The organism is Paeniglutamicibacter quisquiliarum (assembly GCF_019084045.1).
Classification (GTDB): Bacteria; Actinomycetota; Actinomycetes; order Actinomycetales; family Micrococcaceae; genus Paeniglutamicibacter; species Paeniglutamicibacter quisquiliarum.
On the sequence record NZ_JAHRED010000006.1, the window covers coordinates 56,300 to 80,082 of the forward strand.

At 67.2% G+C, this 23,783-nt stretch carries 24 protein-coding genes; 16 read left to right on the forward strand and 8 right to left on the reverse strand.

Features of this window, described 5'->3' with window-relative positions:
• The first annotated feature begins 135 nt into the window (after positions 1–135).
• Both KRR55_RS11930 and KRR55_RS11935 read left to right on the forward strand, forming a co-directional pair.
• On the forward strand, positions 136–1,536 hold the full coding sequence (locus KRR55_RS11930; RefSeq protein WP_217389511.1) for an amino acid ABC transporter substrate-binding protein/permease: 1,401 nt from the start codon (positions 136–138) through the stop codon (positions 1,534–1,536).
• Positions 1,533–2,291, forward strand: a complete 759-nt coding sequence (locus tag KRR55_RS11935) for an amino acid ABC transporter ATP-binding protein (protein WP_217389323.1) — start codon at positions 1,533–1,535, stop codon at positions 2,289–2,291. Before KRR55_RS11930 ends, KRR55_RS11935 begins: the two co-directional genes overlap by 4 nt.
• 107 nt (positions 2,292–2,398) lie before the next feature.
• On the opposite strand, the gene KRR55_RS11940 is transcribed toward KRR55_RS11935, so the two are convergent.
• On the reverse strand, positions 2,399–3,211 hold the full coding sequence (locus KRR55_RS11940; RefSeq protein WP_254456143.1) for a polysaccharide deacetylase family protein: 813 nt from the start codon (positions 3,209–3,211) through the stop codon (positions 2,399–2,401).
• A gap of 188 nt (positions 3,212–3,399) precedes the next feature.
• Between KRR55_RS11940 and KRR55_RS11945 the strand changes: the two genes are divergently transcribed.
• Positions 3,400–3,828 carry a DoxX family protein gene (locus KRR55_RS11945; protein WP_217389324.1) on the forward strand — a complete coding sequence of 143 codons (429 nt, stop codon included), beginning with the start codon at positions 3,400–3,402 and terminating at the stop codon, positions 3,826–3,828.
• A 74-nt stretch (positions 3,829–3,902) separates the two neighbouring features.
• On the opposite strand, the gene KRR55_RS11950 is transcribed toward KRR55_RS11945, so the two are convergent.
• The 3 genes from KRR55_RS11950 to KRR55_RS11960 all read right to left on the reverse strand — a co-directional run bounded on the left by KRR55_RS11950 (position 3,903) and on the right by KRR55_RS11960 (position 6,663).
• On the reverse strand, positions 3,903–4,817 hold the full coding sequence (locus tag KRR55_RS11950) for a MetQ/NlpA family ABC transporter substrate-binding protein (RefSeq protein ID WP_217389325.1): 915 nt from the start codon (positions 4,815–4,817) through the stop codon (positions 3,903–3,905).
• 95 nt (positions 4,818–4,912) lie between these two features.
• Positions 4,913–5,632 carry a methionine ABC transporter permease gene (locus KRR55_RS11955; protein WP_217389326.1) on the reverse strand — a complete coding sequence of 240 codons (720 nt, stop codon included), beginning with the start codon at positions 5,630–5,632 and terminating at the stop codon, positions 4,913–4,915.
• The gene (locus tag KRR55_RS11960; RefSeq protein ID WP_217389327.1) at positions 5,623–6,663 is read right to left on the reverse strand and encodes a methionine ABC transporter ATP-binding protein; all 1,041 of its coding nucleotides are present in this window, start codon (positions 6,661–6,663) and stop codon (positions 5,623–5,625) included. The genes KRR55_RS11955 and KRR55_RS11960 overlap by 10 nt, the downstream gene beginning before the upstream one ends.
• A gap of 489 nt (positions 6,664–7,152) precedes the next feature.
• Between KRR55_RS11960 and paaA the strand changes: the two genes are divergently transcribed.
• The 6 genes from paaA (at position 7,153) to KRR55_RS11990 (ending at position 11,856) form a co-directional block, all read left to right on the forward strand.
• Positions 7,153–8,142 carry a 1,2-phenylacetyl-CoA epoxidase subunit PaaA gene (gene paaA / locus KRR55_RS11965; protein WP_217389328.1) on the forward strand — a complete coding sequence of 330 codons (990 nt, stop codon included), beginning with the start codon at positions 7,153–7,155 and terminating at the stop codon, positions 8,140–8,142.
• Between the two features lie 3 nt (positions 8,143–8,145).
• Positions 8,146–8,439, forward strand: a complete 294-nt coding sequence (paaB, locus tag KRR55_RS11970) for a 1,2-phenylacetyl-CoA epoxidase subunit PaaB (RefSeq protein ID WP_217389329.1) — start codon at positions 8,146–8,148, stop codon at positions 8,437–8,439.
• On the forward strand, positions 8,436–9,296 hold the full coding sequence (gene paaC / locus KRR55_RS11975) for a 1,2-phenylacetyl-CoA epoxidase subunit PaaC (protein ID WP_217389330.1): 861 nt from the start codon (positions 8,436–8,438) through the stop codon (positions 9,294–9,296). Before paaB ends, paaC begins: the two co-directional genes overlap by 4 nt.
• Positions 9,297–9,313: 17 nt before the next feature.
• Positions 9,314–9,799: a 1,2-phenylacetyl-CoA epoxidase subunit PaaD gene (gene paaD, locus KRR55_RS11980; protein WP_217389331.1), complete on the forward strand. Its 486-nt coding sequence runs from the start codon at positions 9,314–9,316 to the stop codon at positions 9,797–9,799.
• Positions 9,796–10,992: a 1,2-phenylacetyl-CoA epoxidase subunit PaaE gene (gene paaE / locus KRR55_RS11985; RefSeq protein ID WP_217389332.1), complete on the forward strand. Its 1,197-nt coding sequence runs from the start codon at positions 9,796–9,798 to the stop codon at positions 10,990–10,992. The genes paaD and paaE overlap by 4 nt, the downstream gene beginning before the upstream one ends.
• Positions 10,993–11,076: 84 nt before the next feature.
• The gene (locus KRR55_RS11990; RefSeq protein WP_217389333.1) at positions 11,077–11,856 is read left to right on the forward strand and encodes an enoyl-CoA hydratase/isomerase family protein; all 780 of its coding nucleotides are present in this window, start codon (positions 11,077–11,079) and stop codon (positions 11,854–11,856) included.
• Between the two features lie 223 nt (positions 11,857–12,079).
• Here KRR55_RS11990 and KRR55_RS11995 read toward each other — a convergent pair whose 3' ends face one another.
• The 3 genes from KRR55_RS11995 to KRR55_RS12005 all read right to left on the reverse strand — a co-directional run bounded on the left by KRR55_RS11995 (position 12,080) and on the right by KRR55_RS12005 (position 15,052).
• Positions 12,080–13,366: an MFS transporter gene (locus KRR55_RS11995; protein WP_217389334.1), complete on the reverse strand. Its 1,287-nt coding sequence runs from the start codon at positions 13,364–13,366 to the stop codon at positions 12,080–12,082.
• Between the two features lie 155 nt (positions 13,367–13,521).
• Positions 13,522–14,460, reverse strand: a complete 939-nt coding sequence (locus KRR55_RS12000; protein ID WP_336245105.1) for an alpha/beta hydrolase — start codon at positions 14,458–14,460, stop codon at positions 13,522–13,524.
• A gap of 142 nt (positions 14,461–14,602) precedes the next feature.
• Entirely contained in the window at positions 14,603–15,052 is a 450-nt protein-coding gene (locus KRR55_RS12005) for an Lrp/AsnC family transcriptional regulator (RefSeq protein ID WP_217389335.1), read from the reverse strand.
• Between the two features lie 216 nt (positions 15,053–15,268).
• Here KRR55_RS12005 and KRR55_RS12010 point away from each other — a divergent pair, with 216 nt between their 5' ends.
• From KRR55_RS12010 to KRR55_RS12035, 6 genes are all read left to right on the forward strand, one after another.
• Complete coding sequence (locus tag KRR55_RS12010) at positions 15,269–16,438, forward strand: thiamine pyrophosphate-dependent enzyme (RefSeq protein WP_336245106.1); 1,170 nt, start codon at positions 15,269–15,271, stop codon at positions 16,436–16,438.
• Positions 16,435–17,535, forward strand: coding sequence for an alpha-ketoacid dehydrogenase subunit beta (locus tag KRR55_RS12015; RefSeq protein WP_217389336.1), 1,101 nt, complete (start codon positions 16,435–16,437; stop codon positions 17,533–17,535). The genes KRR55_RS12010 and KRR55_RS12015 overlap by 4 nt, the downstream gene beginning before the upstream one ends.
• Positions 17,532–18,968 carry a dihydrolipoamide acetyltransferase family protein gene (locus KRR55_RS12020; protein WP_217389337.1) on the forward strand — a complete coding sequence of 479 codons (1,437 nt, stop codon included), beginning with the start codon at positions 17,532–17,534 and terminating at the stop codon, positions 18,966–18,968. Before KRR55_RS12015 ends, KRR55_RS12020 begins: the two co-directional genes overlap by 4 nt.
• Before the next feature lie 180 nt (positions 18,969–19,148).
• Complete coding sequence (locus tag KRR55_RS12025) at positions 19,149–19,349, forward strand: hypothetical protein (RefSeq protein ID WP_217389338.1); 201 nt, start codon at positions 19,149–19,151, stop codon at positions 19,347–19,349.
• A gap of 151 nt (positions 19,350–19,500) precedes the next feature.
• Positions 19,501–20,337, forward strand: a complete 837-nt coding sequence (locus KRR55_RS12030) for an MBL fold metallo-hydrolase (protein WP_217389339.1) — start codon at positions 19,501–19,503, stop codon at positions 20,335–20,337.
• Positions 20,338–20,358: 21 nt separating this feature from the next.
• Positions 20,359–21,558, forward strand: a complete 1,200-nt coding sequence (locus KRR55_RS12035) for an MFS transporter (protein ID WP_217389340.1) — start codon at positions 20,359–20,361, stop codon at positions 21,556–21,558.
• Here KRR55_RS12035 and KRR55_RS12040 read toward each other — a convergent pair.
• Entirely contained in the window at positions 21,513–22,427 is a 915-nt protein-coding gene (locus KRR55_RS12040) for a phosphatase PAP2 family protein (protein WP_217389341.1), read from the reverse strand. The two genes, KRR55_RS12035 and KRR55_RS12040, sit on opposite strands and share 46 nt — an antisense overlap.
• 173 nt (positions 22,428–22,600) lie before the next feature.
• On the opposite strand from KRR55_RS12040, the gene KRR55_RS12045 reads away from it, so the two are divergent.
• Entirely contained in the window at positions 22,601–23,599 is a 999-nt protein-coding gene (locus KRR55_RS12045) for an o-succinylbenzoate synthase (RefSeq protein ID WP_217389342.1), read from the forward strand.
• Positions 23,600–23,783 lie beyond the last annotated feature (184 nt).

A 23,783-nucleotide genomic window follows, 5' to 3' on the forward strand; every position in this document is an offset into this window, starting at 1 on the left:
TGACCCGTGTTAGCGCCCTCACAACCCGATGGCGGAGACAACGAATACAAGGAGAGTGAACGAATCTTGAAGACGTCCAGTAAGACTCGAGGTCCACGGACCTGGCTCAGGGCGGTGATTGCCGGGCTCGTGGGCATGTTCTTGCTGCTCGGCGGTTCCGCGGCCGCCCTGGCAGCGCCCGCCGACTCGGGAGTCGAAGGCAAGACCTTCGTCATCGGCACCGACACCACCTTCGCGCCCTTCGAGTTCCGCCAAAACGGCGAGCTGACCGGCATCGACATGGACCTGATCCGTGCGATTGCCGAGGAACAGGGTTTCGCGGTCGAGATCCGTTCCCTCGGCTTCAATGCGGCCTTGCAGGCACTTTCCTCGGACCAGGTCGACGGCGTCATTGCCGGCATGTCGATCACCGACGAACGCAAGGCCATCTATGACTTCTCCGAACCCTACTTTGAGTCGGGAATCCAGATGGCCGTCGCCAAGACCGATGACGCCATCAAGGGCTATGAGGACCTCAAAGGCAAGACGGTGGTCGCCAAGACCGGGTCCGAGGGCGAAACCTACGCCAAGTCCATTGCCGGCCAGTACGGGTTCGAAGTCACTTCCCTCGACCAGTCGGCCACCATGTATGAATCGGTGAAGGCCGGATCCGCCGTTGCCGTCTTCGACGACTACCCGGTGCTCGCCTACGGCGTGGCCCAGAACAACGGGCTCAAGACCGTCACCGACAAGGTTCCAGGTGGTTCCTACGGTTTCGCGGTCGACAAGGGAAACAACTCGGCCCTGCTGGCCGCCTTCAACGACGGCCTGGCCCAGCTGAAGGCCAACGGCGAGTACGACCAGATCCTGAACAAGTACCTTGCCGATCCCACCGCTGCGGTTCCCACCACCTTCTGGGAGCTGCTCACCGAATCGTTCCCGGCCCTGATGAAGGGCCTTGGCAACACCGTCCTGGTGACCGCCATTTCCTTCGCCGTGGCGATGGTCCTGGGCCTGCTGGCCGGTTTCATGAAAATCTCCCACAACATCGTGCTGCGCGGCATCGCCACCACGTTTGTGAACGTCTTCCGCGGCACCCCGCTGCTGCTGTGGGCCTTCATGTTCTACTTCGGCGTCCCGCAGCTGACCGGGCAGCCGATGAGCATCTGGGTTGCCGGCGTGCTGACCCTGTCGCTGAACTCCGGCGCCTACGTCGCGGAGATCGTGCGCGGCGGCATCCAGTCGGTGGATCCCGGCCAGCTGGAGGCATCCCGCTCGCTGGGCCTGGGCTACGGCAAGTCGATGCAGAAGGTCGTGGTCCCGCAGGCCTTCAAGATGATGACGCCGTCGTTGATCAACCAGCTAATCATCATGCTCAAGGATTCCTCGCTGCTGCTGGCCATCGGCTTTACCGAGCTGCTCTACCAGGGCCAGCAGATCTACGCGTCCAACTTCCGGGTCACCGAGACGCTGCTGATCGTCGGCGTGATCTACTTCGTGGCCATCATGGCCCTGACCAAACTGGCAAACTTCGCCGATAGGAAGTTCAACAAATGAGTGAAGCAACCGTAGCCTCGCCGCGCGAGGCGAAGATCGCCGTCAAGGGGCTGCGCAAGTCCTTCGGCACCAACGAGGTGCTCAAGGGCATCGACGTGGAAATCGCCGAGGGCGAGGTGGTGTGCGTGATCGGCCCCTCGGGCTCCGGGAAGTCCACGCTGCTGCGCTGCCTGAACAAGCTCGAGGATATCTCCGCCGGCCACGTCATCGTCGACGGCTTTGACGTGACCGACCCGAAGGTCGACATCAACGAGGTGCGCCGCCACGTGGGAATGGTGTTCCAGCACTTCAACCTCTTCCCGCACATGTCCGTGGCCGAGAACATCATGTTGGCACCCGTGGAGCTGAAGAAGGCGACCAAGGCCGAGGCCCGCGAGCAGGCACTGAAGCTGCTGGAGCGGGTGGGGCTGAGGGAGAAGGCCGACGCCCGTCCGGCGTCGCTCTCCGGCGGCCAGAAGCAGCGTGTGGCCATCGCCCGCGCGCTGGCCATGAACCCGGGAATCATGCTCTTCGACGAGGCCACCAGCGCCCTTGACCCGGAGATGGTGGGCGAGGTGCTCCAGGTCATCCGCGACCTGGCCGCCGAGGGCATGACCATGGTCCTGGTGACCCACGAAATGGGCTTCGCCAAGGAAATCGGCGACCGGGTGGTCTTCATGGACGCCGGCGTGGTGTGCGAGTCCGGCCCGCCTGCCGAGCTCTTCGGCAACCCGCAGCAGGACCGCACCAAGGAGTTCCTCTCCAAGGTGCTCTGACGGGGATTGCTCCCCGTGATGCACAAGGCCCGCGGTGCCCGCCTCCCCCTGATGGGGGAACGGCGGGGCACCGCGGGCCTTCGTCGTCGCGGCGGTGGTCCGGCGGCCTAGTTCCCTGCCGCGGCCTGCCGGCCGGTCTTGTAGTCCGTTCCGGGCTTCGGGTCGCCGACCAGCTGGCTGACGGTGACGAAGTGGAACCCGCGGGCCTTGAGGTCGGTGAGCATCTTTGGCATCGCCTCGATGGTGGACGGATGGATGTCGTGCATCAGGACGATCGAGCCGGGGACGACCTTTTCGGCGGCCTTCACGGTCTTCTTGGCGTCACGGGTCTTCCAGTCAAACGTGTCAACACTCCACATCGCCACGGGGAGGTCCAGGGACTTCATGTGGTCCTCCCGAATCGTGCCATAGGGCGGGCGCATCACCGTTGGGGCGGCGCCGGTGACTTCCTTGATGGCTGCGTCCGTCTTGCTCAACTCGCGCTGGCCGGCGGCGACCGAAATCTTGGCCAGGTCCTGGTGCGACCAGGTGTGGTTTCCAATTTCATGTCCCCTTGCCGCCTCGTCGCGCACGATGTCGGGGAACTTCACGACGTCCTTGCCGATCAGGAAGAACGTGGCCTTGGCCTCGTGTTCGTCCAAGACGTCGAGCAGGGACTCGGTGTGGGGGCCGGGGCCGTCGTCAAAGGTCAGTGCCACGCACTTGACCTGGGCGCAGTCCGGGCCGGCGTCGGCGCGCGGAGTGTCCTTGCCGTCCGCCTGGCCGGTGGCATCCGGAGGGAAGCCCTGCCAGGTGGCGCTCAGCGGGGCGCCGCAACCGGCCAAGACCAGGGCCAGCGCCGAGGCAGAGAGGAACTGAAGAACTCTTAAGCGGGAAACCATGATGACCATGGTCTCCCGTGAACCTGCGAAGTTCCTCAAACGGCCACCCGTTTCGGTCCTTTGTGTCGTTTCTCGCCTCCGGCCCGTGAGGCATATCTCACAGCACTTGAAGGTTCAAGTAAGTCTGTGGCATGGTTGAAGACAGATTGCGGACCGGACAAACCGGGCCGCCGCAACCGGCCGCCGAGCGGATCCCCGGTTGCGACGAAACGACCCAAGGACTTTTCATGGACACTGCAGTAAAGAACCCCGCGTTGGCCACCGCCGCACAGACCACCCTGCGCGTCGTCATCGGTTTCCTCTTCGCCGCCCACGGCTGGCAGAAGTTCTTCCAGTTCACGCTGGACGGCACCACTGCTGCATTCGGCCAGATGGGCGTGCCCGCGGCAGGCCTGGTGGCGCCGGTGGTTGCAACCCTTGAAATCGTCGGCGGCATCGCCCTGATCCTCGGCGTGCTCACCCGCATCTTCGCCGTGTTGCTGACCGTGAACATGCTTGGTGCATTGTTCATGGTGCATGCCCCGGCCGGCGTGTTCGTCGAGGCCGGCGGCTTCGAGCTGGTGTTGGCGCTGGCCGGCGGCGCCGCAGCGATTGCGCTGCTCGGTGCGGGACGCATTTCCGTGGACCGGTTCATCCCGGCCCGCATCGCAGCCTAGTCTCCAGACGCAGTAAACCCCCGTGGACACCGGTTGAAACCGGTGTCCACGGGGGTTTTCCCATTTTTGAACGCCTACTCGGCGTCGATCGGGACCAAGAGGTCCTTGACGGCCGGGTCGGTGCGCAGGAACTCCTGCACCGCGGGATCCTGGAACGCCTTGACCAGGTTCTTCACGTTCTCGGTGTCGGCGTACTCGGTGCCGATCGTCAGCTGCCCGGCGAATTCGTCCGGGGCCGCGGGGGCGAAAATCTGTTGCTCGACCGGAACCTTGGCCGCGACGTAGTACTCGGTGTAGCCCACGGCCGCATCCAGGTCCGGCAGCGCGCGGGACTGGGCGGCGAAGTCCAGCAGCTTGAACTTGAGGTCCTTGGGGTTCTCGGCCACGTCCTTCTGCGTGGCCTTCCACTTGTCCACGCCGTCGGCGAGCTTGATCAGCCCGGCGCGTTCCAGCAGCCACAGGCCCTGGGCCTCGTTGGCCGGGTCGGAATAGAGGGAGATGGTGGCCCCGTCCGGGATCTCGTCGACCGACTTGTACTTTTCGCTCCAGATCCCGAAGCCCCAGCGGAAGACCGGGGTCGCGGCGGCCAGCTTGAAGTCGGGGTTGGCCTCGAGCACCTGCGAGAGCCAGAGCTTGTGCTGGTAGATGGTTCCGGCAACCTCGCCGGTGGACACCGCGCGGTTCAGCGTTGTCGAATCGGCAAGCCCCTTGAAGGCCACCTTGATGCCGTACTTGGGGGCGACTTCCTCGGCCACGAAGTTCACCAGTGCCTGCTCGGCATGGTTGCCTTCCGCGGTGACCACCGTCAGCGTGGCCCCGGCAACCGTGTTCGGCGACTTCGTGCCCGCGTTGGAGTTGATGATGGCTGCCGCGGCGATGGCGCCGGCCAGGGCAATGGCGCCGAGCGTCCAGGGCCATTTTTTCTTCTTTTGGATGGTGAAGCCGTGCGACTCGGGTCCGGTGTCCGTCTTGTGGTCGGTGATGGTCATGGGGAGCTACCTTTCGGGCAAGGGGGAGTGGGCGGGCTGGCGTTGGAAGGAATCGGGGGGATTGCCTGGGCGGGTGCGGCGCGATGCCGCTGCGCCTAGGCGCGGCGGCGCAGGTGCGGGGTGGTGGCCCGCACCAGGGCGTCCCCGGTGAGCTGGACGACGGTGACCATCACGATCAGCAGGATCACCGTGGCGAGCATGACCGTCTGGTCGAAGCGCTGGTAGCCGTAGGTGACGGCGACGTAGCCGATGCCGCCGGCGCCGATGGTTCCGGCGATGGCCGAGTACTCGATCATGGCGATGGTGTTGATGGTCAGCCCGCCCAGGATGGCGGGGACGGCCTCGCCGAGCTGTGCGCTGCGGATGATCTGCAGCGGGGACCCGCCCGAGGCGCGCGCGGCGGCGGTGACCGAGCGCGGGACCTCGCGCAGGCAGTTCTCCACGAGCCGCGCGAAGAACGGGATCCCGGCCAGTGACATGGGCACCACGGCGGCGGCTATGCCGATGTTGGTGCCGGTGACGAAGCGGGTGAACGGGACGATGGCAGCCATCAGCACCAGGAACGGCAGGGACCTGCCGATGTTCACGATCCAGCTGAGCACCGAATAGGTGCCCCGGTGCTCATAGAGCCCGCCGGGTGCCATGTTGTGCAGCGCCACGGCGATCGGGGTGCCCAGGGCAACGACGATCAGCATCACGATGCCGACCATGGCCAGGGTCTCGCCCAGCGCCGGAACCAGCAGCGCCGGGAGTTCGGGGATCGGGGTGTCGGACAGGGCGCGGATCTGCGCCGCGGCGGGGATGCTCAGGCCCATTGGAGTTCCTCCGAGGATCGTGGTGCGGATGCGGTTCGGGCCTCCGGTGCTGCGGCCTCCCGGGGCACGGCGCGCAGTCCGTGGAGGGCAAACGCCGCGGCGGCGCGGGGCTCGGGGGCGTGCAGGCCGACGGTGGCGTTGCCGGTGCTGGTGCCGTCGATGCTCTGGATGGTGGCGGCAAGCAGGGCCACCGGTTCGCCGAGGTCGGCCGAGACCCGTTGCAGCCAGTCGGCCGGGACGGTCCGCGAATCGTAGGTCACGTGCCAGGCCCGCGACCCCGCCCCGGGATCCGCCGGGGACAGGCGCGGCTGCAGCGCCCGGCCCAGTGCCGAGTCGTGGTCGGTGAGCAGGTCCACCAGGGACCCCTGCTCGGTGATGCGGCCGTTTTCCAGCCGGGCGGCGGAATCGGCCACGTGCAGCACCGTGTCCATTTCGTGGGTGATGAACACGACCGCGAGGTCCAGGTCGTCGCGCAGCTGGCGCAGCAGCGAGACCACCGAGCGAGTGGTTTCCGGGTCCAGTCCCGAGGTGGCCTCGTCGGAGAGCAGTACCGAGGGACGCAGTGCCAGTGCGCGGGCGATGCCCACGCGCTGGAGCTGGCCGCCGGACAGTTCAAACGGGTAGTGGTTGGCGCGGTGGGACAGGCCCACGCGATCCAGCAGCTCCGCCACCCGCGCCTTCGTCTCGGCCGGGGTCACGCCCAGGTATTGGAGCGGCAGCGCAATGTTCTCGGCAGCTGTGCGGCGCGAAAGCAGGCTCGCGGACTGGAAGACCGTGCCGATGCGGCGCCGGGCAACCCGAAGCTTGCGTTCCGGAAGCCGGGCCAGGTCTTCGCCGTTGACGATGACCTGGCCGGAGGTGGGGCGCTCCAGGAGGTTGATGCACTGGGCCAGGGTGGATTTCCCGGCACCCGAGGGGCCCACGATGGCAAGGATCTCGCCGGTGGCAACGTCGATCTCCAGGTTGTCCAGGACCGTGACGGATTTGTCTCCGTGTCCGTAGACCTTGGTGAGGTTCTTCAGGCTGATCATGCGATGGCTTTCCGTGCTGGGTTGGCGCCGATGCGAGTCGGTTGCCGCGAGGGGGATGGTCAATTCTGCGCCGCGGCGACAGGCCCGGGCCATGGGCCTGTCACGCAGGGGCACGCAGCGTCTTGCCGCGTCACGCAGGCCGGCCGGGGCGCGCCTTTTATTGCGTTGCATGACGGACCAGGGGGCGAGGAAGACGTGCGGCGTCACAAACATGCCGCCGGTCGGAAACGCGGTGCCGCCCGCGAAAAAGCCGATTTTCGGTCCGTCCTGCCTCGTGCAGGACGGGGTGCGGCGTTCGGGGGGGGGCGAGTGGGGTTCGACCGCCGCCGCGGTTCGGCGTCCGCGCGGGGGGAGGGGGTGCGCCCGGGCAATCCGCGGTGCCGCGCCGGGCGCTTGCGCAGGGCGCGGAGATTGACGAAAAGGTGATCGTCCGCATATCCTGAACGAACGGTCAGTAAATAATCTTTTTGTCACAGTGAGGTGAGCACTATGGCTGCACAGCAAGAAAGCGGCGGATCGCTATCCGCGGTACTTTCTCCTGAGGAGCAAGCAGGGCAGGATCGCTTCAACGCGATCATTGCCGAGGATTCACGCATCGAACCGCGCGACTGGATGCCCGAGGCATACCGCAGGACCCTGACGCGGCAGATGTCCCAGCACGCGCACTCCGAAATCATCGGCATGCAGCCCGAGGCCAACTGGATCACCCGGGCCCCGTCCCTGAAGCGCAAGGCCATCCTCATGGCCAAGGTGCAGGACGAGGCCGGCCACGGCCTCTACCTGTACTCGGGCACCGAGACCCTCGGCACCCCGCGCGATGTGCTCAACGACCAGTTGATGACGGGCAAGGCCAAGTACTCCTCGATCTTCAACTACCCGGCACGCTCCTGGGCGGACATGGGCGCGATCGGCTGGCTGGTCGACGGCGCGGCCATCGCCAACCAGGTCCCGTTGTGCCGCGCCTCCTACGGCCCCTACGGCCGGGCCATGGTGCGCATCTGCAAGGAGGAATCCTTCCACCAGCGCCAGGGCTTTGAGATCCTGCTGGAGCTGGCCAACGGCACCGAGGCGCAGAAGAAGATGGCACAGGACGCCATCAACCGCTTCTACGCACCCTCGCTGATGATGTTCGGCCCGCCGGACTCCGACTCCCCGAACTCGGGCCAGTCAACCGCGTGGAAGATCAAGCGGTTCTCCAACGACGAATTGCGCCAGCGCTTCGTCGGCATGATCGTCGAACAGGTCAAGATCCTGGGCCTGACCCTGCCGGACCCGGAGCTGCGCTTCGACGAGGAATCCGGGACCTGGAAGCACATGGACCTGGACTGGGTCGAGTTCAAGGCAGTCATCGCCGGCAACGGGCCCTGCAACGCGCAGCGCCTCCAGCGCCGCCGCGATGCACACAATGAAGGCGCCTGGGTGCGCGAAGCTGCCGCGGCATACGCGGCAAAGATGGCTCGAAAGACCGAGGTTGCATAAATCATGACCGAATCAGAAGGCACCTGGCCGCTCTGGGAAGTATTCGTCCGCTCCTCCCGCGGGCTCTCCCACGTCCACGCCGGCTCCCTGCACGCACCGGATGCGGAGATGGCGCTGAAGAACGCCCGCGACCTGTACACCCGACGCAACGAGGGCGTGTCCCTCTGGGTCGTGGCCAGCAGCGACATCATCGCCTCGGACCCCGATGCCAAGGGCATGTACTTCGAATCCCCGCAGGGCAAGGACTACCGCCACGCCACCTACTACACCAAGTCCGAGGGCGTGAAGCACCTGTGAGCGCACACAACATCGACCATTCCCTGGACAGCTTCGGCGACTCGACGGCCTCGGCCACCCGCGTCACCCCGGGCAACGCGCTGCGCCCCGAGGACATCGCCATCGCGCAGGAGAAGCCCAGCGAGCAGGTCGCCGAATACGCCCTGCGCCTGGGCGACGACGCCCTGATCCTGGCCCAGCGCCTCTCGCACTGGATCTCGCGCGGTCCGGAGATCGAGGAAGACATCGCCCTGGGCAACATCGCCCTGGACCAGCTGGGCCACGCCCGCTCCTTCCTCTCCTACGCCGCCAAGGCCTGGGACAAGACCGAGGACGACCTGGCCTACTGGCGCGAGGAAGAGGACTTCCGCTCGCTGCACATCGTCGAACAGCCCAACGGCGACTTCGGCGTGACCATCGTGCGCCAGCTGATCATCTCCATCTACCAGCACCTGCTCTACACCGCGCTGCTGGACTCGGGCGACGCGACCATCGCGGCAATTTCCGCCAAGGCCGTCAAGGAGGTCGACTACCACCGCGACCACGCCATCGCCTGGACGCTGCGCCTGGGCATCGGCACCGAGGAATCGGCGCGCCGGATGCGCCACGCCCTGGACATCCTCTGGCCCTACGTCGGGGAGATGTTCGAGGACGAGGAACTGCACGCCGCCCTGGGCGACGTCGCTGTGGCCCCCTCCTCGCTGCGCGCGGCCTGGGAAGAGGAATTCACCGCCGTGCTGCACGACGCCGAACTGGCGGTTCCGACCGTTCCGTTCGCGATGGCCCGCGGACGGCGCGGCGAGCACTCCGAGCACCTCGGCTTCATTCTGGCCGAGATGCAGGTGTTGGCGCGCAAGCACCCCGGCGCCACCTGGTAAGCAAAGGACGAAAGAAAATGATTGCCACCATCACCGAGCTGCGCGAGATCGCCGCACGCGTGACCGACCCCGAGATCCCGGTGCTCACCATCGCGGACCTGGGGATCCTGCGGGACGTGGAGCTTCAGGGCGACACCGTGGTTGTCACCATCACCCCCACGTACTCGGGATGCCCGGCGATGGACGCAATCACCGAGGACCTGGGGACCGTCTTCCGGGCGTCCGGGTACCCGGATGTCCGGGTCAACCTGGTCCTTTCCCCTGCCTGGAGCACCGACTGGATGACCGAGTCCGGCAAGGCCAAGCTCCAGGCCTACGGCATTGCCCCGCCCACGGGCACCGGCCACCGCGGGCCGGTGACCCTGGGCCTGGGCGTGAAGTGCCCGCAATGCCACTCGCTGAATACCAAGGAACTTTCCCGCTTCGGTTCCACCTCGTGCAAGTCCATGTACCAATGCAAGGACTGCCTGGAACCCTTCGACTACTTCAAGGTGCTCTCATGACAGACACGACTGCTGCCCTGCCGGCCAACGACGGCGTTGACCCCGAGGTCCCGGGCCGTCGCCGGACCACGTTCCACACCCTCACGGTTTCCGAGGTCCGCCGGCTCACCGCCGACGCCATCGAGGTCACCTTCGAGGTCCCCGCGGACCTCGCCGGCCAGTACGACTACCTGCCCGGCCAGTACGTGGCACTGCGCAAGGAACTGGAGGATGCCGAGGGCAACCTCGTGGAGCTGCGCCGCAGCTACTCCATCTGCGCCGAGCCCACCGCCGGGGAAATCCGCGTCGCCATCAAGCGCGACATCGGCGGCATCTTCTCCACCTGGGCCAACGAGTCGCTGCGTGCCGGGGACACCATGGACGTCATGAGCCCCACCGGCGGCTTCATCTCCAAGCACAAGATGAACGGGATGAACGACCCCGAGGACATCGACGTCGAAACCGAGGACACCTTCGTGGCCGTGGCCGCTGGATCGGGCATCACCCCGGTCATGGCCATCGCCCGCACGGTGCTGGCAGCCAACGAGAACGTGCACTTCGACCTCGTCTACGCCAACAAGGCCGCCATGGATGTGATGTTCCTGGAGGAACTGGCGGACCTCAAGGACCGCTATCCGGCCCGCTTCGCCCTGCACCACGTGCTGAGCCGCGAACAGCGCATCTCCCCGCTGCTCTCGGGCCGCATCGACGCCGAAAAGCTGAACAAGCTGCTGGGCTCGGTCATCCGCACCGACCAGGTCGATGAATGGTTCCTCTGCGGCCCCTTCGAACTGGTCCAGCTGGTGCGCGACAACCTCGCCGCACAGGGCGTCCCGGCCGAGAAGGTCCGCTACGAGCTGTTCACCACCGGGGAGCCGACGCGTCCCGAGGGAAACATCGGCCGCCCCGTCGTGATCGACGAGTCCGACGAGACCTACCAGATCGCGTTCAAGCTCGACGGCCTGCAGGGCGAGGTCAAGAGCCCCGTCAACGCCCGCGAGACCATCCTGAACGCCGCGCTGCGCGTCCGCCCGGACGTCCCGTTCGCTTGTGCCGGCGGGGTCTGCGGCACCTGCCGTGCCAAGGTCGTCGAGGGTAGCGTGGACATGGACGAGAACTACGCGCTGGAGCCGGACGAGATCGAGCGGGGCTACGTGCTGACCTGCCAGTCGCGCCCCACCACCGAACGCGTCCTGGTCGACTACGACGCCTAGGCACCAACCACACCGGCAAGGATCCATCCGCGGGAGCGGGTGGATCCTTGGCGTAGGACCATAACCGGAGGGACACGGACCAACATGATTGAACTGAACATCACCGACGGCGTGGCAGAAATCGTGCTCAACGCCCCGGAGAAGATGAACTCGCTGAACGAGGCAGCCCTCGATGAGCTGGGCGCGGCCTACGACCAGGCCGCCGCGGGAGTCGAAACCGGACAGGTCCGGGCCCTGCTGCTGCGCGGCGAGGGCCGCGGCTTCTGCGCCGGACGCGACATCTCCGGGGTGGTCCCGGCCGACGACGACGTCCTGGGATACCTCGGCGGCAAGGTGCAGCCCTTGCTGGCCAAGATGTCCTCGTTCCCGGCGCCAACCTTCGCCGCCGTGCAGGGCGCGTGCCTCGGGGTCGGGCTGGGCCTGGCGATCGCCACGGATGTGGTGTACGTGGCGCAGAACGCGAAGATCGGTTCGCCCTTCGCCAACCTCGGAGCGACGCTCGACTCGGGCGGGCACTGGCTGTTCACCGAACGACTGGGCACCCACCGAACGCTGGATATGATCTACACCGCCGAGCTGATCAGCGGCGCCGACGCGGTGGCCTCCGGGCTCTTCTCCCGGGCCATGCCTGCAGACGATTTGCTGGAGACCACGCGCGGCATCGTCGCCAAGGTCGCCTCCGGGGCAACCGGTGCGTTCCGGGCCTCCAAGGAACTCGTGGCCGAGATCCGCGACCAGCGCCTGGGTTTGTGGGACTCGATGGCCAATGAGAACCAGGCCCAGGCGGACCTGTGCGCGACGGAGGACTATGCCGAGGGGTTCCTGGCGTTCCAGGAAAAGCGGAAGCCGGTCTTCAAGGGCTAGCGACCAGTGCCCGCGATGAAGCGGTGCCCCCGTCTCTGGCGGGGGCCCGTTCGCACGTGCGGGGTCCGGCCCGCATCCCGGCGCAACGTTCCGCCAGGTGGATCACGATCACGTTCGGGGTGGAAATCCTGCTGTGGGTGTTTGGCGAACCGGGGGGTGTGCCGGGGACGAACGTGCCGATCCGAGCCGCGTCCTTAAACCACTGAAGTCAACATGCTTTTGGCTAGGCCGATTCATGGCGCCGCCTGCCCGTTGCCGTCCAGAACGACAACAGCGGCAACCCCGCGCACGCCGTCACGCCCACCCATATCCACATGACCGGCTGCAGGCCCAGCGCATCGCCGGCCAAGCCGCCAATGATTCCCAGCAAGGGAACCGGACCCATCGTGAACACCAACCGGAATCCTTGCTGCCGACCCATCATGGTGTCGGGTGTCGCCCTGGCCAGAAGCCCGTAGGCAGTGGCGTTGTAGGACACCATGAGCGCGTTGTACAGCACCGAATGGGCGATCACCACGATGAGCGAGCCGGCGGTTAGGTTGCCCGCCAACGGAACCAACACGACCGAGAGCGGCAGGAAAAGAGCGGAGTACGCGAGGAGCCGGGTTTCGCCCAGCCTGGCCACCAAGGCGGGAACCGCCAATGAACCACACAGCCCCCCAACAGCGATCATCGAGATGACCAGCCCGATGGCCTGGGGCGTGAAGCCCAGGACCTTGACGAAGTAGAGGGTTTCCACGGCGGAACCAAAGGCCAGGCCCATGTTGGTGATCGCCGAGGAGGAAACCAGGGCTCGGATGGCGGAGTGCTTGAGCGTGAATCGGAGGCCCTCCCCAAATGACTGCCGGAAGCCGATCCGTGGTGTCGCTTCCCCCGGGGGAGCGGCGGACTTTGCCGCCGTGCGGAGGCCCCACAGCAGGGTTGCTGCGGCGAGCAGGTTCGCCGTCCCGGCCACGAGGAGGGTGAAGGGCGCGGAGATGACGGCGACCAGGGGTCCTGCCAGGCCGGGTGAGATGATGCCGGCAGAGGTATCGACGGTTTCCTTGCGGGCAAACGCCGCGGAAACCAGGTCGCGCCCGACGATGGCCGGTAACGCCGAGCCCGCCCCCATGCCCCACACCATGCCGGCGGCTCCCACCAGGAAGGAAACCACCACCAGCTGCGGATAGCCCAGAAGACCCAGCGACCAGGCCAAAGGGACCGAAAGGATCGCCGAGCCCGCCGCCAGTTGAGCCCAGAACATGGTCTTGACCCGGTTCACGCGATCGAGCATGATGCCCGCGGGGATGGCCAGGAACAGGAATGCCACGGATTCGGCGGCATTGAGGAACCCGATTTGGGTGGCGTTCGCATCGAGGGCGTAGATCGCGACCAGGTCATTGGCCACATTCAGGATCCCGGTGGAGATCGCCCCGAAGGCCACGGAAACCATCAGCGTTCCAAATCCGGGTCTGTCCCGCAGCCGGGGCGGCGTCTTCGCCGGCAGTCCCGGGGCTTGCCTCTGGCTCATGGGTTCCGCGCTTTCGTTCACGGGCATCGTGAACCCGATGCTACCCGAGGGGATTCGTCATCCGGCCGAGGGCGCCGGCCCCGGACGCGCGCGGCTCGCGGGCACGTTCCCGGCCAGCGCGGCTCCGGGCGAACATGACGGCGTGGATCCAGGCCTCAGCGGGTCGGCCGAGTGCCCGGCGCGGCGGCCGAAATTCTCGGCTCGCCGCGCAGAATGCGCGCCATGGTCCGGCGAGCCTGCCGCCCCTCCGGGATGGGCAGCAGCGGGTAGACGTGGACCATGCCCGGCGCCTGGTGGAACTCGGTGTTCACGCCTGCCGAGCGGGCCTTGGATACCAGGAGCTCGCAGTCCGGATGGGTGATGTCGCGGGTGCCTGCGAACACGGCGAGCGGACCGAGCCCGGCCATCTGGCCGAACAGCGGGGACACGAGGGGGCTGTCCAGCGGCAGGTCGCCGCGCCAAAGTTCCACGGCGGCCCGCAAGCCGGGCCTGACCAGCCACGGATCGTTGGGTTCGAGCTCGTCGATCACCGGATTGTCAAGGTTCAGGTCCAGGGCGGGTGCGATCAGCACCGTGTGGGCGAGCGCCAGGTGTGCGTCGCGGGCCAGCTGGGCGGCGGCGAGTGCGATTTGGCCTCCCGCCGAGTCGCCGACGACCGACACGTTCTCGGCCCCGTGCTCGCTGGCAAGACGCCCGAGCAGGTCAGCGACGCGCGGGACCACCGTCGCGGCCGTGCCCCGCGGGGCCAGGGGATAGATGGGGACCAACACCCGGGACCCGGTGGTGACAGCCAGCTCGGCGACCAGCTGCCAATGCTGGAGTGCTATCTGGTTGATCCACGCCCCGCCATGGACGTAGACGATCTGTCCGCGCGGAAGCCCGCTTGAGGGCACGATCTCGTAGAGGGGCCAGCCGCCCTCGTCCTCGACACTCACACTCACGCCCCGGCGCAGCAGCCGCGGGGGCCCGTAGGTGCGGGGACGCAAATTTCGTGCGGCAACAAGATCCTCGGTCGCCTGGGCACTGGCGAAGCGACGCCGGTAGCCGAGCGCGGTCAATAACGGCGGCATCATCCGGCTGGCGAGACTGGGCACGACGCACTCCTTGGCGGGAAAGGTTCCGACCGCAAGGCTGCATCCCGCTGCGCTGCGCCGGGCACAACTGACCTCTCGAACGTACCACCGCGGCGCGGGGTTTGATGCGGCCGGCGCCCTGAGGCCATGGGCCAGGACCGGCTCAGCGCGTGTCGACGTCCTCGAAGACCAGGAATGTCTGGGTGTCGAGAACCCCCGGCATGGACTGCAACTGGTCGAAGACCACCCTGCGCAGATCGACGTTGTCGCGCGCCCGCACCAACAGGATCACGTCGAAGTTTCCGCCGACCAGGCCGATGTGGTGGACCTCGGGCATCGCCGAGAGGCGTTCGCGCATTTCCCGCCAGGAGTGTTGGCGAAGTTTCAGGGTCACGTAGGCGCTGGCCCTCAGGCCCGCACGAAGCGGATCGACGACCGCGGTGTAGCGGGTGATGACGCCCTCGTCCTGCAGGCGATTGATCCTCGAATAGGCGTGCGCACGGGACACGTGGACCTTTTGCGCGACGGTGGTCACCGACTGGCGCCCGTCCTTGGTGAGCTCCTCCAGGATGCGCCGATCCACCTCGTCCAGCCGAACCGGGGGAGTCTCCATCAAATGCCTCTTTCCACTTTGTCCAAAAACCACGATGTAGCGACGGTCACACTTTCAAACCGTCTCCAAGAATATCGATCCTATGCGCAGTTTTCCAGAATATTCCAAGATGCTGGATACATTTCATCGAAAATAACGATACTTAAGGCAAGAACTGACGCAATGACGGGCCACCGGGACGGTTGCGTCCCACCGCACAGGAGAAAGGCGTGAACCGTGACAAACACAGAAGCGCGCGAAGCCATTGAGCAGGTGAGCAGCAAGTTCGGGATTACGCCCGAGGACTACATGCTTCCGGCCCGGACCGAAATCCACATGCTTGACATCAACGGCAAGCTTCACCCCGCAGGCGAGCAGGGCGCCGAACCCGGGCACGAGTACCCGCTGCCCAGCCCCAGGGCACTGGTGGATGCCTACGAGCAGCTGGTCATCGGGCGCCGCGTCAACGACCAGAACTCCGCCCTGGTGCGGCAGGGCCGCATGGCCGTCTACCCTTCCAGCCATGGACAGGAGGCCGCCCAGGTCGCGGCCGCGCTGTGCCTGGGGGAAGACGACTGGATGTTCCCCACCTACCGCGACACGGTGGCCGTCATGGCCAAGGGCGTCGCGCCCATGGAGGTGATGGCCGGGTTCCGCGGCGAATGGCACAGCGGATACGACCCCAAGCAGTACAAGGTGTCCATCCAGTCCACGCCGCTGACCACGCAGCTGCTGCACGCGGTGGGGGTTGCCCACGCGGCCAAGCTGCGCGGCGAGGACACCGTGGTGCTTGCCATGTGCGGCGACGGCGCCACATCCGAGGGCGACTTCCACGAGGCGCTGAACTTTGCCGCGGTCTTCAACCTGCCGGTGATCTTCTTCGTGCAGAACAACCAATACGCGATCTCGGTTCCGCTCTCCCAGCAATCGGTTGCACCGTCCCTGGCACACAAGGCCGTCGGCTACGGCATGGCCGGCGAGCGCGTTGACGGCAACGACCTGGTGGCCCTGCTGGCCGTGCTGGGCCGCGCCGTGCGGCTGGCCCGCGAGGGCAACGGACCGCTGCTGGTCGAGGCCCACACCTACCGGATGCAGGCGCACACCAACGCCGACGACGCCACCCGCTACCGCGACGATGCGGAGGTCCAGGGCTGGATCGCCAAGGACCCCGTCACCCGCATGCGCAGCTACCTCCAGGAGGCCGGCCTGCTCCCGGAGGCCACCGAGGCACGGATCGCCGCCAGCGCGGAGGCCGTGGCGCAGGCGCTGCGCGACGGCATGAACTCGGAAAACAACCCGGCCCCGGCCGATCTCTTCGCCCATGTCTTCTCCACCCAAACCACCCAACTGGCCGAGCAGGCCGCCCTGCTGGCCGACGAACTCGCCCGCGAGGAGGACGCAAAATGAGCCCCACGGCAACCACGTCATCGGCCGCAACTGGCCATGTCAGTGCCGCAACCGCCGCGGCAGCGGCGCGCAGCGCCGACACCGGCACCCAGCCGGTCACCTTTGCCAAGGCCCTGAACACCGCCCTGGCCGACTCCATGGCGGCCGAGGACTCGGTCCTGGTCTTCGGCGAGGACGTGGGGGTGCTCGGCGGGGTCTTCCGCATCACCGACGGGCTGACCAAGCGCTTCGGCACCGGACGCTGCTTCGACACGCCGCTGGCCGAATCCGGGATCGTGGGCATGGCCATCGGCATGGCAATGAACGGGATGCGCCCGGTCATCGAGATGCAGTTCGACGCCTTCGCCTACCCCGCCTTCGAGCAGATCGCCTCGCACGTGGCCAAGATGCACAACCGGACCAAGGGCCGGATGCCGCTGCCGATGGTCATCCGCATCCCGTATGCCGGCGGCATCGGGGGAGTGGAGCACCACTGCGACTCCTCCGAAAGCTACTACGCGCATACCCCGGGGCTGAAGGTCTTCACCCCGGCCACCGTCACCGACGCCTACCTGATGCTCCGCGAGGCCATCGACTCCCCGGACCCGGTCATCTTCATGGAACCCAAGAAGCTGTACTGGACCAAGGAACAGGTCGACCTGGACGCGCTGCGCATTTCGCACGAGACCGACGCCGTGCCGCCGACCGAGGGCCGGGCGGCCATTGCGCGCTCCGGCACCGACGCCACGCTGATCGCCTACGGGCCCTCGGTTTCCACCGCCATGGCGGCGGCCGAGGCAGCCGCACTGGAAGGCCGCAGCCTCGAGGTCATCGACGTGCGCACCATCGTCCCGCTGGACGACGCGACCATCTGCGAATCCGTGCGCAAGACCGGACGGGCGGTCGTCATTGCCGAGGCGCCGGGCTTTGCCTCCGTCTCCAGTGAAATCGTGGCCCGCATCCAGGAACGCTGCTTCCACTCGCTCGCGGCCCCGGTGCTGCGCGTGACCGGGTTCGACACCCCGTACCCGGCACCGAAACTCGAAAAGTACTACCTGCCGTCCGTTGACCGCATCCTGGATGCCGTTGACGCATTGCAATGGGAGGGAGGGGCATGAGCGTGAAGACCTTTTTGCTGCCGGACCTGGGCGAGGGCCTGGCCGAGGCCGAGCTGGTGAAGTGGCTGGTCGCCGTCGGGGACACCATCGTCATTGACCAACCCGTGGCGGAGGTCGAAACCGCCAAGTCCATGGTGGAAGTGCCAAGCCCCTACGCCGGGACCGTGCACGAACTCCACGGCAGCGTCGGGCAGATGGTCATGGTGGACTCCCCGCTGTTCTCGGTGCTCGAGGAAGGCGCGACCGCGCCGGCCGCAAAGCCGCAACCGCAGGCCACGGTGCCGGTGCGCGAGAGGGCCCAAAGCTACCGCGAAGAGGAGCGCGCAGGCACCAAGGCCCCGGCCGGCCAGGGCTCGGGCAACGTGCTCATCGGCTACGGGACCCCCGATGGTCTGTCGGCCACCGCGCGCAAGCGCCGTCCGCGCTCCGGTGCGGAAACACCCGCGGCGCCGCAACGCACCGTCGCGGCCGAACCCCGACGCGCCCCGCTGGTCATTTCCCCGTTGGTCCGCAAGCTGGCGAGGGATCGCGGCATCGACATCGCCGCCGTCACGGGCAGTGGTCCCGGAGGCCTGGTCTTGCGCTCGGATGTCGAGGCGGCATCCGCGGGCACGGCGGCGGCTGCCACCGTTTCGGCTCCGGAACCGGCGGGTGCCACCGCAACCGCCCAGGCGTCGGCACCTGCCACCGCCGCGACCCCGGGGGAACTCGATGCGCGCTCGGGCCTGGCCATCGCCTCCAGGACCCCGATCAGCGGCGTGCGCAAGACCATTGCCCAGGCCATGGCCAGGTCCCGGAGCGAAATCCCCGAGGCGACGGTGTGGGTGGACGTGGATGCGACCAACCTGTTGGCGCTGCGCGCCTCGATGAAATCCACGGACCCGGAGAACACCCCGGGCATCCTGGCCTTCATCGCCCGCTTCGTGGTCGCCGGGCTGCAAAAGTACCCGGCGCTGAACACCCGCATCGAACACAACGCCCAAGGGGATGCCGAGATCATCGGCTTTGACGGCATCAACCTCGGCATCGCGGCGCAGACCGACCGCGGCCTCATGGTGCCGGCCATCCGCAACGCACAGCAGTTCAGCGCCCGCGGCCTGAATGCCGAGCTGGCCCGGCTCACCGAGGTCACCCGTTCCGGGAAGGCCACCGTTGCCGAACTCACCAGCGGCACGTTCACCCTGAACAACTACGGGGTCTTCGGGGTCGACGGCTCCGCGGCCATCATCAACTACCCGGAGGTGGCCATCCTGGGCGTCGGGCGGATCATCGACAAGCCCTGGGTGGTGGGCGGCGAGCTTGCGGTGCGCAAGGTCACCGAATTGACGCTGGCCTTCGACCACCGGGTCTGTGACGGCGCCACGGCCGCAGGGTTCCTGCGCTTCGTGGCGGACGCGATGGAAAACCCCGCCGCGGTGCTCGCGGACCTGTAGCGGTTCCCGGGCTCGCGGCCCACCGGTGCCCGCGGCGACAGGTTGCTCCCCAACCCTCGCCGCGGGCACCGCTGTATCGGTGGCAGTCGGGCAGAGCCCGCGCGCATCCACCGGATGACGTGTTTCTTCGCGATTCCGCCACCCCTATTGAAAGAGGCCCCGACCCACTATCCTGATGCCATGGAAAAGCTACCTGCAGAATACGAGCACTACCTTGTAGGCAAGGACGAACTCCACATCGAGACGATCATGCCCATCTTCCGGGAATCGGTCGCCGAGGGTAAATACGGGGTCCACATCCGTGGACTCGGCGGCGTTTCCGAGCAGGCCTTCGTCGATGAGTCCGTCCCCTTCGGCAAGATCAAGATCACCGTTCCCTAGCGCCTGCCCTTCCCTGGCGGTGCGGCACGATTGCCCGGGGACCGGCCTGCGGTCCCCGGGCAATTGATTTTGCCCCGGCGCGTTTTCGTGCAGAATGAGCTAAGCGCCGCTACACCGGTGCAGACCGGAACCGAGGAAATGGGATCCCGCCATGATGCAGCAACTGGTGCCACACGTTGAACAACTTGACGCGCACTGCTGGCGGATGCACCACCAGGGTTTCTCCATGAACTCCGGACTCATCGTGGGCGAGGAACGGGCCGCGGTCATCGACACCGGCTCCGGACCACGCGAGGCCGCGGGGCTGTACGCCGCAATTCGCCGGATCACCCACCTTCCCCTGCTGGTGGTCAACACCCACGCCCACGGCGACCACGTCTTTGGAAACAAGTATTTCGCCGCCCACGACGTGGAGGACTTCCACGCCACTGCCGCCGCGGCGGAACACCTGCGCGGGCACGGGGATGCGGAGCGCCAGTTGGTACGGTTCCTGGAACCGGAAATGGCCCTGCGCCAGGGTCCGTATTCGGGAATCGTCGTCCCCTCCGGGATCGTTGCCGACAGCGGTGAGGTCCTCGAACTCGGCGGCGTCAACATGGAGCTCTTTGGCCTGGGGAGCGGGCATACGACCGGGGACCTGCTGGTGCGCTGCGGCCGGATCCTGTTCACCGGGGACCTGGTCGAGGAAGGCGGCCCGCCAAACTTCGAGGACGCCGACCCCGCTCTTTGGGCCGACCTGCTGGGCAGGCTCGGGGAGCAATGCGGCCGGGACACGGTGATCGTCCCGGGGCACGGCAACGTGGTGGACGTGGACTTCGTTCGCCGCCAGCACCGGGAAATGCTCGCCGCCATCCGGGAGGGGAAGCAAATCGTGGCGTCCTGGCCGGCCGGAAGCTTCGACCCCACCGCCTACCAGTTGGAGCTGTTGCCGTACGGACCTGAACAGTCGACGATCTTCCTGCAAAGGCTGAGTGAATTATTGCCATAACCGGTTGCGTAGGATGAATGCATGAGTGAGCAACCCTTCAGCCTGCGTCGGATCGCGGTGAAGGTGTACTCACCCTCCCTGCTCTACGGGCTGGGGCTGGGCGCGGTGACGCCCATCATTGCCCTGTCAGCACTGGACCGCGGGGCCAATCTGGCCACGGCGGCATTGATCGTCACCCTGGTCGGCGTCGGCTCGCTGATTTCCAACGTACCGGCCGCCATGCTCACGACGCGATTCGGCGAACGCCTGGCCATGGTCGCGGCCGCCGCCTGGGCCTCGATGGGCATGGTGCTGGGCATCGTCCCCTCCAACCTGGCGCTCTTTGCGGTGGGCGTCACCATGCTGGGCATGGCCGGCGCCGTCTTCAACCTGGCCCGCCAGAGCTACCTGGCCGAGGCCGTCCCGCTGGCGTTCAGGGCCAGGGCCATGTCCACCCTGGGCGGGGTCATGCGCATCGGGGTGTTCATCGGGCCCTTTGCCGCAACCCTGGCCATGACGTGGCTGGGGATCGCCGGTGCCTACTGGGTGGGAATGGCCGCGATGCTGGTTGCGATGATCGTGTGTTTCCGGATCCCCGACCTGGAATCGCGGGCACCGCTGGAGGCCGGCCAAAGCCGCGCCGGCGGATCCATGTGGAGCATCGCCAAGGACCAGTGGCGGACACTGCTGGGGATCGGGCTGGGCATCGTGTGCATTACCGCGGTGCGCTCCACCCGACAGGTCGTGCTTCCCCTGTGGGGAGAGAACATCGGGCTGGACGCCGCCACCATTTCCCTGGTCTACGGCGTCTCCGGAGCCATTGACATGCTCATCTTCTACCCCGCCGGCAAGGTCATGGACAAGCGCGGACGGGTGTGGGTGGCGGTGCCGTGCATGGTGGTGATGTCCCTGGCGTTGTTCCTGCTGCCGCTGACCCACAGCGTGCCGAGCATGATGGCGGTGGCCATGGTGTTGGGGTTCGGCAACGGCATCGGTTCGGGAATCGTGATGACCCTGGGCGCCGATTATTCGCCGGTGGCGGGCAGGGCCAAGTTCCTGGGGCTTTGGCGATTGATGTCCGACTCCGGGGCGATGGCTGGGCCGGTGCTGCTTTCGGCGCTCGTGGCCACGGCGACGTTGGGCGCCGGGGTCTGGGCCATCGGCGGGGTGGCACTGCTGGGGGCGGGGATCTTCGGCTACTTCATTCCGCGGACAAACCGCCGGCGAATGGGAGCCCCGTAACGGGCAAACAGCACGTGCACGAACAGGCCGGTAACCATCGCCGTACCCAGCACCAGGGCCAGGCCCACCGCCAGAAACAGCAATAGCGGTCCGTTTCCCACGGTCCCGATGGCCGGGTGCGGCATCACCAGCGCCAGGGCCAGGGAGCCTGCCACGGCCAATGCGCCGAGGCTCGCGAGGACCCGCAGGAACCTTTCCGGTGCGGGCCGCGGGCCATGGCCTCCGCTCCCGGGGGCCGCTGAACTCCCGTGCGCATGGCGCAGGAACAATCCCGCCAGCACGCACCACCAGGCCACCACCAGATAGGCGGCGATCACGTCGCTCGGGCGGTGCCAGCCCAGCACCAGGGTCGAGGCCCCGGCAATCGCGGCATACCCCCATCCGAGCAGGGCCAGCAGGGGCCGGTGCGCGTCCGGGGTGACGATGAAGATCGCGGCCATGGCGGCGGCGGCAAAGGTGGTGTGCCCGGAAGGGAACGAGTTCATGGCCGCCGCCGAGATGTTCAGGTCGGGCCTCTCCAGCACCACGTGCTTGAGCAGCTGGGTGGTGCCGGCGGCTCCCAGCAACAGTGCCCCGGCCACCGCAGGGCGAAGGAAGTCGCGCCGCCGAACCAGGGCAAAAAGGACGAACGCGCCCGCCGCCAGCGCAGATGCCGCGGGCATGTAGTCCAGGAAGGCCAGGGCCGGGCCGCGGGTCTTGTCGGCCGCCAGGAAGGCCTCCCCGCCCAGCAGTGCGGCCTCGTCGATCCACTGCCCCAATTTGGTGTTGACGAAGAAGGTGAAGCACGCCCAGAAGGCTGCCGCGATCAACACCAGCGCGCCATACCAGGGCCACAGGGCGCGGCCCGGGGAGACTGTCGTGGAAGGCATGGTGGAAGGACTCATTGCCACTAGGATTTCACAATTTCGCCGTCGCGTGCCCGGAACGTGGGCTTTATCCCACCGGTTCGCCGGGCATCCAGGGCCTGGACACCGACCGTCCGGAACCGGGGGCCCCGCAGCCGGCGACGCGCCGCGGTGTCGCTGCCGATAGGCTGGAAACCATGAACCAGCTGCCCGGACTCGACGAACTCATCCATGCCGCGCATGTGGTGACCCTGCCCATGACGGTGCAATTCCGCGGGGTGCGGCACCGCGAGGCGCTGCTCCTTGAGGGACCGGCCGGCTGGGGCGAGTTCTCGCCCTTCCTGGAGTACGGGGCCCCCGAGGCGGCCTCGTGGCTGCGCTCGGCCATCGAGGCGGCATGGGAAGGCTACCCGGATCCGGTCCGCGGCAGTGTTCCGGTCAACGCCACGCTGCCGGCCGTGGGCCCCGAACGCATTGAGGCCGTCCTGGCCTCCTACGACGCCACGCACACCATCAAGGTCAAGGTCGCGGAGAAGGGCCAGGACCTCGCCCAGGACGTCGCCCGGGTGGCGGAGGTCCGCCGACTGCTCCCGGACGCCGCCATCCGCATCGACGCCAACGCCGGATGGACCCACGGCGCGGCAATGGAGGCGCTGGAGGCGCTGGCAGGCTTCTCCCTGCAATACGCGGAGCAGCCCGTGGCCGGGATCGAGGCCCTGGCCCGGGTGCGCGAAGAGGTGGCCCGCCGCGGGTTGGGGATCCTGATTGCCGCCGATGAATCGGTGCGCAAGGAGTCCGACCCGCTGGCGGTGGCCCGCGCGGGCGCCGCCGACCTGATCGTGATCAAGGCCCAGCCGCTGGGCGGGGTGCGCCGGGCCCTGCAGATCGTGCGGGACGCCGGCCTGCCCGCCGTCGTGTCCTCGGCGCTGGACACCTCTATTGGCCTGCGGCAGGGTGCGGCACTGGCCGCCGCGCTGCCGGAGCTGCCCTACGCCTGCGGGCTTGCGACAGGCTCGCTCCTGTCCGCGGACGTCACCGCCGACAGGTTCATCGCCGTCGACGGGTCACTGCGGCTCAGGGACATCGCCGCGGACCCGGAGCTGCTGCGCCGGCACGCGGTCGACGCCGGCCGCCTGGCCTTCTGGCGGCAGCGGCTGGCCGACTGCCACGAACAACTGCGCCGGGCAGGCGCCTGACCGAGGCAGGTATCGGTCCCCGGCCGGTGCCGCGACACGCGCAACGGGCGAGATCCACCTCACAATTCAGTCCCGCGGGCCGAAAACGACTCCTCCCGGTCACCCGCCGTTAACCCTGCGGCGGCCCGTCGCTCACCGGTGGCTGGAACGCTAAGAGCCGAAGTCATCCACTCGATAGCGTTGC